This window comes from Okeania sp. SIO2C2, from assembly GCF_010692625.1.
Classification (GTDB): domain Bacteria; phylum Cyanobacteriota; class Cyanobacteriia; order Cyanobacteriales; family Microcoleaceae; genus Okeania; species Okeania hirsuta.
The window spans coordinates 1-14,437 of sequence record NZ_JAAHGM010000111.1 but is presented as its reverse complement, the minus strand read 5'-3'; the positions used below and the strand labels follow the sequence as shown (position 1 = coordinate 14,437).

The following is a 14,437-nucleotide window of genomic DNA, read 5'->3' as shown; positions in this document are numbered from 1 at the left end:
TCCTGCCTCCTGCCCCCTGCCTCCTGCCTCCTGCCCCCTGCCTCCTGCCCCCTGCCTCCTGCCTTCTTAAAACACCATTGGCATTGAATTCATCTCCTCTTCCCGCAACGCTTCAGACAACAAACCCATTTTCACCGGAACATCATACAATCTCCCCTTGCCAAACCGCGACCAAAAATGACGCAACCCAGGCACAATAACTTTAACTACCTTTAACTCAATATCCGGGCGAGTCTGATCCAAAACCAAAGTTTCCATCCCTGCTGCTTGAGCAATTTTCACACAAGTCAAAACATCATCATAAATGTCATCGCTCCAAAGTTGCGGATAATCTCCATAAACTTTAGCAGGTATTTCTGGATGGGGAGCTAAATAAGGATGACTTGCTAAAGTTGCTGTCGTCATCCATTTTTGCATCCCCTCCTCCATCTGACTAATATCTTGCTCATCCATTCCCAACCCTATTTGATTGACTTCCGTTACCGCTCGCAGAATCGCAATTTTCGGGTCAAAATGCGCTCCGAAACCAGTAATAACTCGCTCATATTCTTCACCAACTCGACGCGACACCGCAGTAAAAGCAGGTATCCCTAAATCCGTAGTTAAATCCAACACCCATAACTCCCGCTGATTTTGTCGATAAAACTCTTGCACTTCCAATAAATAGGAGTCGTCAAAACTTGCTAAATCTACCCCCGGACGCTGCAAACGGTTATACCACCAAATCGCCACACTGTCGCGCTCCACTAATTCCAGAAATCCTTGCAAAATTGCTTCTTCTATGGTATTGCCCGCAGCGTTGCCATTGGAATCAGCTACACAAAAATTATGCTTTTTGGGTAATTTATAAGCATAATAACACCAAGCAGTAGGCAAATATTTGTGAGTCTGCTCCGTCAACGACCACACTGGAGTCCATTCAATTTCTTGACTGGCATCAAATGGTTGCGGAATCCAATCGTGAGCAACTTTACACTTAGCATTCAATTCCTCCCGGTTAGCATACTGAGTCGGACTAAAATGCAAACATTTTTCTAGATGAATACCTTGCTCTCCCAACTCAGCTAAAGTAGACTTTTTCCGAGGTTCGTCTCCCTGGAATATTCCCGAATAACGTTCGATCGCTTCACAAAAACCACTCGCTTTAGATTGGCGATCGCTCTTGCCTTTACCTCCACTTTTATGACTGAGGGAACGACGCAAAGCACCGAGACTTTTAGCTGCACCAAAACTATGAATGGCACTGTAAGTATGAATCAAAGGATTATCGGGGTCAGAAACTCGCACCAATGCACTGACAACTCCAGTTATTGGACTGATTAATTTTTCGTAGCGTTTGGTTGTTTGGTCTGGAGTGAAAGCGCGATGACCGCCATCTGTGGTAAAATGCTTTTTGCGACTGGTGAGACTGAGAGGATAAAATGACATTTCTTGGAGTAATTTAGGATTTCCACAAGCTGGACATTGGGGACGTTGACTCAAAAAGTGAGTTTCTGTGGTTAGGTTAGCTTGGTTGAAAGTAATTACTTTGCCAGCAAGAGTGGTAAAGTAGGGCATTTCCACCCCGCTTTGTTGTACTATCCATTTCGCAACTTCCGTGGTGATGAGATTAATAGCAGTTGCCAAAGTTGAAGGGAGGAAAACAGCAGGAGGAGGCAAACATCCAGAAACTTCTCTTTTGCTAGTAGTAGAAGCAACAGATTTTTGTTTTTGTCGCAAAACAGTAGCTTCCACTTCCCGATGTCCGCGCAAACGTTGACTCAAACATTCCCAACATCCCGTCTCTGGTTCAAATATCGGACCTAACCACAGTAAACTGCCTACTGGTTTTGCCAATAACCAAGGTTGATTAGCTGCGATGGCGGTTTTATTGATTTCTGCCAGTTGTGGTTGGAGATAGTCATCGGTGAGAACAACTAATAATGCGTTGCGGTCTGATGTGGGTGGGTAATCTTCCCAATGTTTAGTTTTGATACCCACTGCTGTCAAACTTTCGATTAATAAATCTGTAGTTGTTTCTCCCACTGAGGCGACATAAACGGTAATTTTTTGGAGAAAGTCGGCAGCGACTTGGGGTTCGATGTTGAGTAAAGACCAAAATGCAGCAGCAGGTGGGGATAGTTCGGGAGTTGCTTCCGTTAAATAACCTTTATTTCTGAGGCGATCGAGAACATATTCTACGTCTTCTGGGTCTACTATTTCTGCTAAAGTTTGACAGATTTCCTCAAAGGTATGTTGACCATCTAATAGGGGGATGAGCTGACAATAGAATTCTCCAGTGAGGGCGTCGGTGGAATTTTCTCCAAGGAGGTAAACGTGCTTGGGTTCAATGATTTCGATGCGATAGTGGGGTTTGATTTGTGGGTTTGACATTAATTGAGTTAAAAGTTAAAGATAGTTTTCTGTAATTATATAGCAGTACGCAAATAGGTTAGGACGTTTATAGATTCTCAAAGTTAGTCAGGAATTACTTTTAACTTTTGACTTTTGACTTTTGACTTGCGCGTAGCGCTTGAGTATCTAGAACAATCATGCTAATTTTTCCCAGTCTTCTAGAGCTACAGGTTCGTAAGGTTCTTCATAATAAATCACTTTTCCTTGTAGGGAAAGTTCGTGAGAGGATAGTTGTTGTGAAGAAGTCGATCGCATATCATGTTTCAATGTTTGCAGAATTGCTTCAACAATCTGGATACGTTCTTCAACAGATGTTCCTTCTAGTTTTTTGAGTATTTCTGATTCTATCATATTTTTTAACCTACACAGGACTTACAACTAATTACATTATGTTGAATATACTACCATTACCATGCAAGAGTATCAACTATTCAACCAGACTTTTGATTGTAATTCACAAATATACAACCATTCTTACTTTTAACTTTTGACTTTTGACTTTTGACTTGAAGACGATCGCTCACCAATGACCAGACCGGAATCCGAGTATTACCAACACAAGCATCACCGCCACAAACATTCGGTGTTTTGTTAATTCCTTGGGAAGCAAGAGATTGAGTTGCTAGTATTCTCAAAGCTACATTCATTGCTTCATCGAGGGAAGCATATTGACCACTTTGTACTTGATTGCGAATAAATTTTTCTAATTCTGGGTCGAGAGTTATTTCCATAATCTTATTATATTTAAAACTCAAAATTTAGGAGGCATCAAGGTAGTAGGTTGGGTTGAACGGAGTGAAACCCAACAAAACCTTATACCAATTTCCTAAAGTCAGACTACGCATAACTTGACATCTTGGATTTCAAGCTTGATAGATACTTTTACAAGTGTTGTGTAAGTTTATGAAATTGGTATTACTATTGTTGGGTTTATCCTGCGGATAAGCTCCGCTAACGTTCCTCAACCCAACCTACGCCTATTGCACCATTTAGTGTGTCAGTCCAGTAGGGTGCGTTAGACGGCAAAAATATAGGCTGTGAAAGCCATTTAACAATCCGTCGTAACGCACCATTATGCAAAACATTATAACCATGCCCAGAAAACCTCGAAACTTTAAAGCAGGATACTCCTACCATGAGCAAGTCAAAAGTCAAAAGTCATGCATTCAAAAGTTAAAAGTTAAAAGTTAGTGTTTGAGCTTTTGTTTGCTGGTGACTATAGACTTAGCTAGAATTTTCATCAGTTGTTCACATTCATCTAAAAGTTTTGTAATTTTTTCAGGTTCTATCATTTCAGTTTCAATTAGCAGTCTTAACCAATATCGGGTTTCCTTTGCTTCCTTCAGAGCAATTTGTTGTTTACTAATAAAATCTTTCACGCTCTGAGCTGACTGTGATTCTTCTATACCAATTCACTTTAAAAATGTCACAAATAGTTTCAAACTTTCTTATTGAAATAATTTCCTGAAATTACTGTGGCATCAAAGTTTGAAGTCTATAAAATCTTACTTTTGACTTTTAAATGCATGAATTTTGACTTCCGTGCAACGGTTTGACGTTCCAGACCTAAATAATTGATTAGCTAGTAATCTGGGAGTTCCTGGTTGTTGGTCTAAAAAGTTACAAAGTTTAATAATTCTGACTGCAAATCCAAAAGCTCTATCAGTAATTGGAATATAACTACTCATATACCGTTTCACGGAAGTGAAAATTTAAAAGTCAAAAGTAATCTCTGAGTGAGTTTGAGCATTTATAAATGTCCACGCCCTATTTGCGTAGTGCCATAACTACTCATACTTTGTGGAACCAAAAAAAATATAAAGGCCAAAAGCATCATCGATACTATTTGTCGGTTTTTGACAAGAGATATTTACAAATCTTTGCAGGCAGGAGGCAGGAGGCAGGAGGCAGGGGGCAGGAGGAGATTCTGCTCTGAAGGCAGGGGGCAGAAGGCAGGATAAAATTCAAGACTTCAATTTTTGTCACTTTTGAATTTTGACTTTTAACTTTTGACTTGAAATGGAGCGATCGCCATGTTCTTACTTTTGACTTTTAACTTGATTGGCTATTTATTAATTTGAAACAAATTGATAAACTCAGCTACAGAGACGATTTTGGTATTTATCAAAGATTGTGCTTCTGAATAATCAGCATCACCTGTAATCAAATAGTCAGCTTGAGCAGAAAGGGCACAGGCAAGAAACTTAGCATCTTTTCTATCTCTGGGAAAATCGACTGCCACATCTACCTTAACTCTGAGTGTTAAAACTTGAACTAGATTTAGTAACCGTTCCCGTCTTTCCAGATTAATTTTTAACCGTTGGCGCTGTAAAACCTCCTGATATTCTGCCAAAATGTCCACAGAAACCAGCCACTCACATTCTGATGCCACCCAAAGAACAACTCGTTCAGGATTTTTGTTTTTCAGAGCAGCAGAAACTAAAATATTTGTATCAATAATAACCTTCATTTTCCCTGTCTGTAAGCCTCAATCTCTGCCATAATTTCTGCCTCTGTTATCTCTTGAACTTCTGGGAGAGACTGTAATTCCTTGAAGATGCTTTGCAGTTCTTGAACCAAAACTGCTTTGGATTTCTGGTTTGTCAAGATGGAAGTGGAAGTGGTGGAACGACTTTGAATAAACTCCGCAAAATCTAATACTTCCTGCTGTTTCTCTGGTGAAAGATTGAGCAATACTTGATTGATAGCTTGGATAATTGGTCTAGTTAATGTCATGCCACGATTCTCCAAATCTGGTTTAATTAAGGGGCTTTGTTATTATGGGGCAGGTTGATTTGATTTCAGATTGAGTTTTCAAATTAATAGGACTTACGCAAAATGTGAAATTATAAACTAATTGTAGGGGGCGAATGCCATTTGCCCCTAGTCCCTGAATTTTATCTTGAAACAGAGCGATCGCTCTATTCTTACTTTTGCCTTTTGCCTCTTGACTTTTGAATTAATTAGGAGCGATCGCCATGTTCTTGCTTTTGACTTTTGCCTTTTGACTTTTGACTTCAAACAAAGCGATCGCCCTATTCTTACTTTTGCCTTTTGAATTTTGACTTTTGAATTATTATGCCCAAATGCGACCGCGACGGAAAGGAGGATCGTCTTCTCGTTTGTGGTCTTTGAACATTACCTTCCAACGTGCGTAGTCTTCTAGACCTGTTGCCAGTATAGTTTTCTCTTCTGCTTCTGGCTCTGGTTGTTGGATTGGTTGTGATGGTTGAGAAGTTGTTACTGCCTCAGTTTGAGGTTTTGTTTCCTCCTGAGTACTACTTGCTTTGCTAGTGGCTTTAACTTTTTTTTCTGGCATAATTATTCTCCTTGATTTAACAAAATTATGATTAGAGATTGTGAAAAATTAGCGATGTAAGAAAGGCATGAGGCAGAACACAGAAGGGAAGAAAAGGCTAGATTTATTACTTTTGCCTTTTGCCTTTTGCCTTTTGCCTTTTGACTTCATTAGGAGCGATCGCCATCTTCTTACTTTTGACTTTTGACTTTTGAATTTTGAATTTACCAACGCCAACCAGAAGACATAATCTGATTGTATGTGGGATAATTATAGGGAGCTGGATCGTTATAGTTAGCTCCGTGCATCAAGTCCATACGAATTGTTACTAGGTCTTCACCCCGACCATGTACCACATCTACTGCTAGATGAGGAGAAATAATATCAGGTCTTTTTACCGGAGCTGCTTGTTTAGGTAATCTCATATTTGTTCTAAATAGATTCGATTTTTTTTAGCGGTCAGCGTTCAGCACTCAGCAGTCAGCAAGATTATTTTTTTAAAGTTAAGAAGGAGATTTCAATCCCTCCTTAACTATCCTACCTTTATAAGCAGGGAATTTAACCTAGAGCTGCTAAAAGCTGATAGTTAGTTAACTGAACTTAGGCAGAAACCTGGTTTATGAACTAAAATTTGCCATATTATAGCATCAGGCTAATAAACCCGATTTCTTGGTTAGGGTGCGTAAGTTCCATTTAACTTACTATAATATAAACCGCAATAGAGCAAACGTTAAAATTATTAAAAAAAAATTTTTGTATTTTTTGCCAACTGCCTACTTGTAGATGTATACTTAATTCTGAAAATATAATTAATAATATATCTAATTGTGCCAGACTTTGCAGATATTCCCGGACTAACCGAATTATGGACTCACACTAGAGGAGATTCCCGCATTACTGTAGCTCTCCTGGATGGAACTGCTGACATAGAACGTGGTTGTTTTCAAGGGGCTAACGTTACGAAAATTAACTCTTATTGGCAAGAAGCAGTAGAACTAGACCCCACAGAGATAGATGCCTACCGAGAAATTCAGAACTCAGATGAAAAGAGTGAAGTCAGACAGGCAAAACTGAAAGAAGCTATCCCAGACGAACTAACTTTACAAATTCTGGGAGCAGCTTTCCACGCGACTCATGTTTTTAGTAACATTTTCGGACAACCAGGTACTCCCGTGGAAGGTATTGCCTACAAATGTCGAGGCATTAATATTCCTCTGGGTTTTGGTACTGACTATTATATCGACCCCATAAACTTAGCTCGTGCCATTAACCTAGCAGTAGATTTAGGGGCAAATATTATTCACTGTGCCGCCTGTCGCCCTACCCAAACTGGTATTGGTCAGGAAATCCTTGAAAAGGCAGTACGTCAAGCTCAGGAAAATAATGTTTTAATAGTCGCTCCCACTGGCAATAATAAAGGTGAATGTTGGTGTCTCCCCGCTATTTTGCCTGGAGTCATGTCCGTAGGAGCAATGAAAGATAACGGTCAAGTATTCAAATTTAGTAACTGGGGCGGAGAATATCAAAATCAAGGTATTATTGCTCCCGGAGAAAATATTCTCGGCGCTCAACCAGGAACAGAAGAAACTGTCCGCAATAAAGGTACCAGTTGTGCAGCGCCAATGGTGACGGCTATTTCCGCATTGTTGATGAGTTTGCAGTTACAGCAAGGGGCGTCTCCAGATGCAGAAGCAATACGAGCAGCATTAACAAATAGTGCCATTCCCTGTACTTTGGAAGATACCGAAGAAGTCGAACGTTGTATGTTAGGTAAACTGAATGTTGCCGGAGCTTATCAACTTTTGACTGGAAAACAGTTAGAAGCAGTGGGAGTTTCTGCTTCAGAAGCAACGTCTGAGGCAGATGTAATATTAGGAGATAGTGGGGTTGATGTCGCGGAAGTTATGGTAGATGAAAATTCTGTAGTTCCTGCTCAGGAAAGTTCTCCCATATCTTTTTCTGTAGCAGTGGGAGAAAATCGAGAAAGTGCGACAAATGCGCCTACAAATATTACTGCTGCATCAGGAGTAGAGCAAAACAATATCAAGTCTATAAAAACGGCTCAAGCTGCTCAAGGTATTACCCCTAGTGCTGGCTCCAATATGATTTATGCTTTGGGAACAGTAGGTTATGATTTTGGCACCGAGGCACGACGAGACTCTTTTAAACAGTTGATGCCAGCAGTAATGTTAGATGGCGTTCAAGTTCCAGCTAATCCCTATGATGGTCGTCAAATGGCTGATTATCTGGATGCTAATTTATATGAGGCGAAATCTTTAATCTGGATATTAAGTATAGAATTAACTCCTATTTATGCCCTGAGACCTGTAGGTGCATTTGCCGACGATATTTATGAAACTCTGCAAAATATGTTGGCAGGAGAAGTGGAGGCACAAGACCATGAAGATTACATCGACAGGGTAAGTGTTACCGGGAGGTTAACAGACCAAACGGTAAAATTGTTTTCTGGGCAAACCCTACCTGTAGTAAAAATCAACAGTCCCAGGGGAATGTATGGTTGGACGGTGAATACTCTCATAGATAGTTCTTTGGAGTCAGTGAGTGCGGAACAAGCAGAGGCAGAAGAAGAAGCAATACGGAAGTCTCTGAGAAGCTTTTTGGAACGGGTTTATTACGATTTGCGGAATTTGGGTCAGGCAGACCGCGATCGCGCCCTCAACTTTGCAGCGACAAATGCTTTCCAAGCAGCAACCACTATTTCTGATGCAGTTGCTATTGGGATGGAGTTGCACAGCATAGAGGTGGAGAAGAGTCCTTTCTGTCGTTATAATAGTAACTGTTGGGATGTGAAGTTGAAGTTCTTTAATCCAGACAATACTAGGAGAGCAAAGAAAGTTTATCGTTTTACCATTGATGTGTCTGATTTAATGCCTGTGACTTTGGGTAAGGTGCGGTCTTGGTCTGTGCCGAAGTGAATTCAATTCAAAAGTCAAAAGTCAAAAGTCAAAAGTAAGAATTTGTTTGTAGTTTTGCTTTAGCCCGATAGATAGTTGAGTGCTAGATCAAAACTACGAGCGTAATTAGAGGAAAAGGCAGAAGGTAGAAGGGAGCGATCGCTACTGAGTGAAAAGAAATGTAAATGTTTATTGCCAACTCCAGCCAATCAATCTATACTAACAAAAAACTCACTCACCGAGAAAAATGAAATGGGTAAAAAGAATATCAAGCCTTCTATCAATCAGCCTGTAATCCGCAATATTACCAATGTTGCTAAACCTGCCCTGGAAGGACTTAGCGAAGAAAACCTAATGACCACAACGGTCGGAGTAGCCGCGAGTGGAGGTCGGGGTATTCCACGCGGATTGCCGGGCGCATGTTCTTACGACGGAGACGACGCAGAATAATTTCAGAATATCACAAACATATTCGCTCATGTCAAAAATCTTTTTCCTCCTCTTTCGCCGATCTATTAGCTTCAACAAATTGATTTACGATGCTTGCTAGTTCTTCGTTTGACCATATCTGGCACGGCAATTTAAGTCAAAAGTTAAAAGGCATGCATTCAAAAGTAAGAGGAAGGTAGAGATTTGGTTGTGATGAAATAAAGGCTAAAATTAAGAGTTAATCTCAATGCTTTTAGCCTTTTAAAGTCAAAAGTAAGAATAGCTGGAGATTTGTGACTTCTGAGAATACATTACAAAGCAAAAGTCATGCATTAAGAACAGTGCGTTGGCGGAGCCGTCGCTGCAGCTATATCGGTTGGCATTGGGGAACTGTTGCTGATATTATCTAGGTTATGAGAGAGCTAGATAGAAAACTAGAGATTTAAAAAACTCTTTCATTATCAATTATCAATTATCAATTATCCATTATTACCCAGCCAGTTTTCCAAATCTATGATGGTTGCTAAATCAAAAATTTCTTCTCCTAAAATATCTAATTTTTCCAGAGATAACTGCTCTATCTGAGTTTTAACTTCTGGAGCTATTTCTCCAAACTTTCGCCGAATTTGACGTAAAATTTGTTTCACTATTTGCTCCCGTCCAATTTCCATTCCAATACCAATTCCTTCTTCCCGTCCAATACCAATTCCTTGCTCCCGTCCAATTTCGATTCCTTCCTTTATCGCCAAACTAATTTGTCCTTTCTTATCTCTAATCAACGTTTCCTGTTTCTCTAATTCCTCTAATTCTTCATTGTTTAAATTCGCCTTATTCGCTATATTTAATGCCGCTTCTATTTCTGATACTTCTCCTAATGAAGAAGGTATTACTTCTAAAGAAGGCGCTGATTTAATAAAATATATCCATTTATCACTGAGGGTTTCTAATTCTGATAATTTTTTGTTAAATTTCGGCAATTCTAAAAACATTAAAGTTAATTCATCTTGATAATTAAACAATTCTGTCTCTTCTTTAAATTTAAACTTAGTCATCATTTTCTCCGTTTTTTCATTTTCAAATAAAACAAAATCGGTAATTGTTAAAGCGATAAAAGGTTGCAACATCATATAACCTTGCCCTGCATCTAATTGATTTCCATAAGCTTTGGCCAAGTTATAAATTACTCGTTTTTCAAAACCTTCTACGTTCAATACTTGCATTTCAATGATGACTGTAGAACCATTATTTAAAACAGCTTTTACATCAAAATAAGTCTCTTTCATAGTATTAGTAACTCCGGGGTTATAGGGGTTAATTATTTTCAGAGATTGAATAATATTTTGATTGTCATAAACTATGGCATTGAGAAAGCTAATGAGAATATTTTGACTGTGAATAGAACCGAATATTTTTTTAAAAGCAAAGTCAGTTTTGGGGCTGATAAACTTCATCATTTTTACTACTTACTTGATTTTTGTGTTTATTATATAACAATTCCTGTGATGGTAAGGTAAAAAATTAGTTGGTTTTAATGAAGTGATTTTTTACGAAGAAGGCAGGGAGCAGAAGGCAGGAGGTAGAAATTCAAAATTCAAAAGTAAGAACTTGGCGATCGCTCCATTTCAAGTCTAATTTGCTGGATAATTACTATAGCTTGCCTCATTGTGACGGTCACTCCGTGGAAGGAAGCAATCTCAGGGGTGCTACGAGATTGCTTCCTATCGTCGCAATGACCAATGTTCAATCAGATTTTATATAAGAACATGGCGTTGGCGGAGCCTAGCGGCAGCTATTCGCCACCAATTAACTCAAGCCAAGCAAAAGGCAAAAAAAAAAAAGACTTAAGTCTTGAACTCCTCCTGCCTCCTGCCTTCTGCCTTCAAAGATTTGTAAATGCTTCTTGTCAACAACCGACAAATAGTGTAAACTGCAAAAAAACTCACTCTGGAGAAAAATCACAATGGGAAAAAAGAATATCAAGCCCTCTATCAATCAGCCTGTCATCCGCACTCATGTTGCTAAACCTGCTCTCGATCATGTTGCTCTCGAAGGACTGACAGAAGAAAGCCTGACCAGCAGCACCAACAACACAAGCCTTGGCCTGGCTCCCAATTTGACCGGCTGTGGTAGTTGGGAGGAGAGGTGTTCTTACGACGGAGACGACGCAGAATAATCTCAGAATATCACAACTCAATACAAAATGTCAAAAACCTTTTTCCTCCTCCTTTGGCGGTCTATTAGCTTCAACAAATTGACTCACAACCTTCGCCAGTTCTTCGTTTTCCGATATCTGGCACGGCAATTTAAGTCAAAAGTCAAAAGTCAAAAGGCAAAAGTAAGAATAGCTGGAGATTTTTTAAGGCAAAAGTAAGAGGAAGGAGAGATTGGTTGTGATGAAATAAAGGCTAAAAGTAAGAGTTAATCTCAATGCTTTTAGCCTTTATATTTTTTTGGGTTGCACAGAAATAAGGAACACGGCGATCGCTCTGCTTCAAGTCAAAAGTCAAAAGTTAAAAGTTAAAAGTAAGATTTCATAGGCTAAAAAGTTTAACTACACAGTAACTTCAGGAAATTATTTCACATTTAAAGTTTAAAACTATTTGTGACATCTTTACAGCGAATTGGTATAAACAGAGAGCAGGATGTCATTTTAGTCAAAAAGCAAAAGTCACTCATTCAAAAAATGGTATCCACGTCACGACCAAAATTTCGTAGCGACAATGAAAACTGTTGTAAGTTTGAAAAATTTCACTACATGGTAAATTTAATAATACACATTTCTAAAAAAAACAATGCAGAAACATTACCTTTTTAAACTTTCTACCTCCTGCCTCCTGCCTCCTGCCTCCTGCCTTTTTATTAACTTTATTTAATTTTGACTTTTGACTTTTAACTTTTGACTTAATATTTAAAGATGCCTGAAATTTCTAATATTCCCGGAATCAAACAACTCTGGGCAAAAACCAAAGGTAACTCTGAGGTTTGCGTGGCAGTGCTTGACGGTTTAGTTGACCTCAAACATCCCTGTTTTGATGGAGCTAACTTGACTCAACTACCAACTTTGGTACAAGGTGAAGCTACTCCTAAAAGCGAGATGTCTCTCCACGGAACTCATGTTGCCAGTATTATTTTTGGTCAGCCCAATTCTCCCGTATCTGGTATTGCTCCCCATTGTCGAGGATTAATAATTCCCATATTCTCAGACTATCATCGCCGAGCTTCTCAATTAAATTTGGCACGGGCGATCGAACAAGCGGTGAATGCGGGAGCAAATATTATTAATATTAGTGGGGGCGAACTGACAGACTATGGTGAAGCTGAAGACTGGCTAAACCATGCCGTGAATTTATGCCGAGACAATAATGTTTTGCTCGTCGCTGCTGCGGGTAATGATGGTTGTGAATGTTTGCACGTTCCCGCAGCACTCCCAACTGTCTTAGCAGCAGGAGCAATGGGGGCAAATGGACAGCCCCTAGATTATAGTAACTGGGGCGAAAATTATCAAACTCAGGGTATTCTAGCTCTGGGAGAAAATATTTTAGGAGCTGAACCAGGAGGTGGTACAATACCACTGAGTGGGACTAGCTTTGCCACCCCAGTAGTGTCAGGAGTAGCTGCATTACTGATGAGTCTGCAATTGCAGAGGCAAGAAAAACCAGACCCACAAAAAGTTCGTACTGCCTTACTCCAGACAGCTATTCCATGTCTGAGTCAAGACACGCGCCGTTGTTTAGTTGGTCAGATCAATATCTCAGGTGCCGTTGCCCAAATAACAGGAGAAACTATGTCAGAATCAGAACAAGATAATAATAATGGTATTGAAGCTAGCTGTGGTTGTGATGCAACCCCAGAAGCTAGTTTACAAGCTTCGGTTGGTCCAGAAAATAATCTTCAGACTTCCGCCGACAATGGTGTGGTAGCTGCTGGAGTTGTTGAAGCTGGCGTTACTACCTCACAACCATTATCATCAACTAATACTTCTAATAATCAAATTTCTGCTATGCCAAATAATAATGGAATTACACCCAGTCAACCTCCTCAAGATGTGACAAATATTGTCTACGTTATCGGTACATTGGGTTATGACTTTGGAACTGAAGCACGGCGCGACTCTTTTAAACAGTTGATGCCAGCGGTTACTATTGAAAATACTCAAATTCCAGCTAACCCTTATGATGCACGTCAAATGGTGGATTATTTGGCTGATAATCTTTCGGAAGCTAAGTCTTTGATTTGGACTTTGAATATGGAATTGACTCCCATCTACGCTATTGAAGCTGTGGGTTCATTTGCACGGGATGTATATGAAGCTTTACAAGAGTTACTTGCAGGGGAAGTAGAAGCAGAAGATGCTGATGAATATATTGAGCGGGTGAGTATTCCAGGCAGATTAACTGGGCGTACAGTTAAGTTGTTCTCAGGTCAAGTGATACCTGTAATTGAACCTGTTAGTCCTCGTGGTATTTATGGTTGGCGGGTGAATACCTTAGTTGGTTCTGCTTTGGAGGCAGTGCGTGGAGAACAAGCAGAAGCTGATGATGAGCAAATGCGTCGGAGTTTGAGCAGTTTCCTCAATCGAGTTTATTACGATCTACGGAATTTAGGGCAGACTTCTCAAGACCGAGCTTTAAATTTTGCAGCTACTAATGCTTTCCAAGCGGCTCAAACTTTCTCTACAGCAGTGGCAGCAGGTATGGAGTTGGATAGTATTGCAGTGACAAAGAGTCCATTCTGTCGGATGGATAGTGATTGTTGGGATGTGCAGTTGAAGTTCTTCGATCCAGAGAATAACCGTCGGGCGAAGAAGGTGTTCCGGTTTACTATTGATGTGAGCGACTTCATTCCAGTAACTTTGGGCGAAGTTCGTTCTTGGTCTTCTCCCTATTAGAATTCAAAATTCAAAAGTCAAAAGTCAAAAGTAAGAATGGCTTGAGATTTGTGACTTTTTGGCGACTACAGGAGGGGAAATTTAGAATGTCATTCTCCTCCAATTTTTATTTGCTTGCCCTCGAATATTTATATTAGGAGGCAGGGGGCAGGAGGCAGGAGCATTGACTTAATCAACGAATAACGACATAATACGTATTTAAGCATACTATTTAGACTGGCTGCGCTCACGCATACATGAAATCCATGATTAACAAAGCTCAAACTTAATAATAAACAGAAAACTTTGATGGCTCAACACGCAGGTTATTCAAGATGTTGCTATAACTGGGGTTTAAGTCTGTGGAATGCTGCTTACAAAGATGGTGACAAACCAAATGCTTCCTGCGGAATGCTGCGCAAACGTAAGTTGAGAGAGGTTTTTACTAATCACACAAAACCTCTTTATCCCTGGATGAAAAGCTTGTCGTCTAGAGTTGATCAATATGCTTTTCCTACGGAATGCTGCGCAAAC

General features: G+C 39.8%; 18 protein-coding genes. 6 read left to right on the top strand and 12 right to left on the bottom strand.

All coding sequences use genetic code 11. The features are described from left to right. Nucleotides 1-66 precede the first annotated feature (66 nt). From F6K18_RS34935 to F6K18_RS34900, 8 genes are all read right to left on the bottom strand, one after another. Nucleotides 67-2,373 carry a TOMM precursor leader peptide-binding protein gene (locus F6K18_RS34935; RefSeq protein ID WP_287527805.1) on the bottom strand — a complete coding sequence of 769 codons (2,307 nt, stop codon included), beginning with the start codon at nucleotides 2,371-2,373 and terminating at the stop codon, nucleotides 67-69. 156 nt (nucleotides 2,374-2,529) lie between these two features. After that, a complete protein-coding gene (locus F6K18_RS34930) occupies nucleotides 2,530-2,745 on the bottom strand; it encodes a hypothetical protein (protein WP_287527803.1) in 216 nt (71 codons plus the stop codon). A gap of 80 nt (nucleotides 2,746-2,825) precedes the next feature. Then, entirely contained in the window at nucleotides 2,826-3,125 is a 300-nt protein-coding gene (locus F6K18_RS34925; RefSeq protein ID WP_287527801.1) for a DUF433 domain-containing protein, read from the bottom strand. 220 nt (nucleotides 3,126-3,345) lie between these two features. Next, complete coding sequence (locus tag F6K18_RS34920; protein WP_287527799.1) at nucleotides 3,346-3,549, bottom strand: hypothetical protein; 204 nt, start codon at nucleotides 3,547-3,549, stop codon at nucleotides 3,346-3,348. 32 nt (nucleotides 3,550-3,581) lie between these two features. Then, nucleotides 3,582-3,773, bottom strand: coding sequence for a four helix bundle protein (locus F6K18_RS34915; protein WP_375341377.1), 192 nt, complete (start codon nucleotides 3,771-3,773; stop codon nucleotides 3,582-3,584). A 126-nt stretch (nucleotides 3,774-3,899) separates the two neighbouring features. Then, the gene (locus F6K18_RS34910; RefSeq protein WP_287527797.1) at nucleotides 3,900-4,082 is read right to left on the bottom strand and encodes a hypothetical protein; all 183 of its coding nucleotides are present in this window, start codon (nucleotides 4,080-4,082) and stop codon (nucleotides 3,900-3,902) included. Nucleotides 4,083-4,459: 377 nt separating this feature from the next. Continuing rightward, complete coding sequence (locus F6K18_RS34905) at nucleotides 4,460-4,864, bottom strand: putative toxin-antitoxin system toxin component, PIN family (protein ID WP_287527795.1); 405 nt, start codon at nucleotides 4,862-4,864, stop codon at nucleotides 4,460-4,462. Further along, the gene (locus tag F6K18_RS34900) at nucleotides 4,861-5,130 is read right to left on the bottom strand and encodes a hypothetical protein (RefSeq protein ID WP_287527793.1); all 270 of its coding nucleotides are present in this window, start codon (nucleotides 5,128-5,130) and stop codon (nucleotides 4,861-4,863) included. Before F6K18_RS34900 ends, F6K18_RS34905 begins: the two co-directional genes overlap by 4 nt. 166 nt (nucleotides 5,131-5,296) lie before the next feature. Here F6K18_RS34900 and F6K18_RS34895 point away from each other — a divergent pair, with 166 nt between their 5' ends. After that, a complete protein-coding gene (locus F6K18_RS34895; RefSeq protein ID WP_287527792.1) occupies nucleotides 5,297-5,452 on the top strand; it encodes a hypothetical protein in 156 nt (51 codons plus the stop codon). Nucleotides 5,453-5,470: 18 nt separating this feature from the next. Here the strand turns inward: F6K18_RS34895 and F6K18_RS34890 are convergent, their stop codons facing one another. Both F6K18_RS34890 and F6K18_RS34885 read right to left on the bottom strand, forming a co-directional pair. Beyond that, entirely contained in the window at nucleotides 5,471-5,713 is a 243-nt protein-coding gene (locus F6K18_RS34890; RefSeq protein ID WP_287527790.1) for a cyanobactin biosynthesis PatC/TenC/TruC family protein, read from the bottom strand. 203 nt (nucleotides 5,714-5,916) lie between these two features. Beyond that, the gene (locus tag F6K18_RS34885; RefSeq protein WP_287527787.1) at nucleotides 5,917-6,117 is read right to left on the bottom strand and encodes a cyanobactin biosynthesis system PatB/AcyB/McaB family protein; all 201 of its coding nucleotides are present in this window, start codon (nucleotides 6,115-6,117) and stop codon (nucleotides 5,917-5,919) included. A gap of 402 nt (nucleotides 6,118-6,519) precedes the next feature. On the opposite strand from F6K18_RS34885, the gene F6K18_RS34880 reads away from it, so the two are divergent. Together F6K18_RS34880 and F6K18_RS34875 are read left to right on the top strand one after the other, a co-directional pair. Then, nucleotides 6,520-8,628, top strand: coding sequence for a PatA/PatG family cyanobactin maturation protease (locus tag F6K18_RS34880; RefSeq protein ID WP_287527785.1), 2,109 nt, complete (start codon nucleotides 6,520-6,522; stop codon nucleotides 8,626-8,628). Nucleotides 8,629-8,799: 171 nt separating this feature from the next. Continuing rightward, nucleotides 8,800-9,057: a DUF5837 family cyanobactin class RiPP gene (locus F6K18_RS34875; RefSeq protein ID WP_287527783.1), complete on the top strand. Its 258-nt coding sequence runs from the start codon at nucleotides 8,800-8,802 to the stop codon at nucleotides 9,055-9,057. 458 nt (nucleotides 9,058-9,515) lie between these two features. Here the strand turns inward: F6K18_RS34875 and F6K18_RS34870 are convergent, their stop codons facing one another. Both F6K18_RS34870 and F6K18_RS34865 read right to left on the bottom strand, forming a co-directional pair. Continuing rightward, complete coding sequence (locus F6K18_RS34870; RefSeq protein ID WP_287527807.1) at nucleotides 9,516-10,487, bottom strand: Rpn family recombination-promoting nuclease/putative transposase; 972 nt, start codon at nucleotides 10,485-10,487, stop codon at nucleotides 9,516-9,518. Between the two features lie 140 nt (nucleotides 10,488-10,627). Next, entirely contained in the window at nucleotides 10,628-10,780 is a 153-nt protein-coding gene (locus tag F6K18_RS34865; protein ID WP_287527781.1) for a hypothetical protein, read from the bottom strand. A gap of 216 nt (nucleotides 10,781-10,996) precedes the next feature. On the opposite strand from F6K18_RS34865, the gene F6K18_RS34860 reads away from it, so the two are divergent. From F6K18_RS34860 to F6K18_RS34850, 3 genes are all read left to right on the top strand, one after another. Then, nucleotides 10,997-11,209 (top strand): DUF5837 family cyanobactin class RiPP, encoded by a 213-nt coding sequence (locus tag F6K18_RS34860; RefSeq protein ID WP_287527779.1) that lies wholly within the window; start codon nucleotides 10,997-10,999, stop codon nucleotides 11,207-11,209. 741 nt (nucleotides 11,210-11,950) lie between these two features. Next, nucleotides 11,951-13,924: a PatA/PatG family cyanobactin maturation protease gene (locus tag F6K18_RS34855; protein WP_287527777.1), complete on the top strand. Its 1,974-nt coding sequence runs from the start codon at nucleotides 11,951-11,953 to the stop codon at nucleotides 13,922-13,924. 288 nt (nucleotides 13,925-14,212) lie between these two features. Then, nucleotides 14,213-14,437, top strand: a 225-nt coding sequence (locus F6K18_RS34850) for a helix-turn-helix domain-containing protein (protein WP_375341376.1), incomplete at its 3' end; no start/stop codon positions are given.

Coding starts and splice junctions, on each gene's coding strand:
- F6K18_RS34860 (WP_287527779.1), top strand. CDS start 10,997: ATGGGAAAAAAGAATATCAAGCCCTCTATCAATCAGCCTGTCATCCGC.
- F6K18_RS34905 (WP_287527795.1), bottom strand. CDS start 4,864: ATGAAGGTTATTATTGATACAAATATTTTAGTTTCTGCTGCTCTGAAA.
- F6K18_RS34885 (WP_287527787.1), bottom strand. CDS start 6,117: ATGAGATTACCTAAACAAGCAGCTCCGGTAAAAAGACCTGATATTATT.
- F6K18_RS34925 (WP_287527801.1), bottom strand. CDS start 3,125: ATGGAAATAACTCTCGACCCAGAATTAGAAAAATTTATTCGCAATCAA.
- F6K18_RS34935 (WP_287527805.1), bottom strand. CDS start 2,373: ATGTCAAACCCACAAATCAAACCCCACTATCGCATCGAAATCATTGAA.
- F6K18_RS34900 (WP_287527793.1), bottom strand. CDS start 5,130: ATGACATTAACTAGACCAATTATCCAAGCTATCAATCAAGTATTGCTC.
- F6K18_RS34870 (WP_287527807.1), bottom strand. CDS start 10,487: ATGAAGTTTATCAGCCCCAAAACTGACTTTGCTTTTAAAAAAATATTC.
- F6K18_RS34855 (WP_287527777.1), top strand. CDS start 11,951: ATGCCTGAAATTTCTAATATTCCCGGAATCAAACAACTCTGGGCAAAA.
- F6K18_RS34910 (WP_287527797.1), bottom strand. CDS start 4,082: ATGAGTAGTTATATTCCAATTACTGATAGAGCTTTTGGATTTGCAGTC.
- F6K18_RS34890 (WP_287527790.1), bottom strand. CDS start 5,713: ATGCCAGAAAAAAAAGTTAAAGCCACTAGCAAAGCAAGTAGTACTCAG.
- F6K18_RS34930 (WP_287527803.1), bottom strand. CDS start 2,745: ATGATAGAATCAGAAATACTCAAAAAACTAGAAGGAACATCTGTTGAA.